The organism is Flavobacteriales bacterium, assembly GCA_020435415.1.
Taxonomy (GTDB): Bacteria; Bacteroidota; Bacteroidia; order JACJYZ01; family JACJYZ01; genus JACJYZ01.
On sequence record JAGQZQ010000176.1, the window covers coordinates 1 to 663 of the forward strand.

At 64.6% G+C, this 663-nt stretch carries 1 protein-coding gene; it reads right to left on the bottom strand.

Features of this window, described 5'->3' with window-relative positions; translation table 11 throughout:
* Window positions 1–228, bottom strand: a 228-nt coding sequence (locus tag KDD36_15190) for a hypothetical protein (GenBank protein ID MCB0397993.1), incomplete at its 3' end; no start/stop codon positions are given.
* Window positions 229–663: the final 435 nt, after the last annotated feature.

Here is a 663-nt window from a genome sequence, read left to right on the forward strand (position 1 = left end):
CTTCATCCACTCCAGCAGCTCCCAGCCGTCGCGGTTGGGCAGGTCCAGCTCCATCACCACCAGCTCTGGCACACCGTGCTCCGCACACAGGGCCTCGTACTCCAGCCCGTCCCGGGCGCTGAACAGCAGGCGCCCCCGGGGCCAGCTATTGAGCATGATCTCCAAGCCCATCCGTTCAATGGGCGTGCATTCCACAACGGCCACGGTCTTCTTGGCGGACTTTCTCATGGAAGCGATCAGTGTTTAGGTGTCAGCAGTCAGCGGGCAGTTTGCAGTTTGCAGTAGGCAGTGCGCAGTAGGCAGTAGGCAGTAGGCAGTAGGCAGTGGGCAGTAGGCAGTGGGCAGTAGGCAGTAGGCAGTGGGCAGTGGGCAGTGGGTAGTGGGCAGGGCGGTCCGGGGCCCCCTCCACCGTCATCGCGAGGAGCTTGGCGACGAAGCGATCTCCCCCGGCCGGAGCAGCAACAGCGTGGCTGCCCGCCCAGGCCGCGCTTGCCCCGGACTTGCAGGCTCCACCCAGCGCCCGCCCAATTCCGGTTTTTCGCCCCGTTCCTGCCTTCTTGGCACATGCGTAGCGTGCCGGTCGTGTGGTTCGCGGCCCGGACACTGCAAAGCAGGGAAGCGTTCCGGAATTCTGGTAGGGTGTTTTTCACGTACCGCCACGTG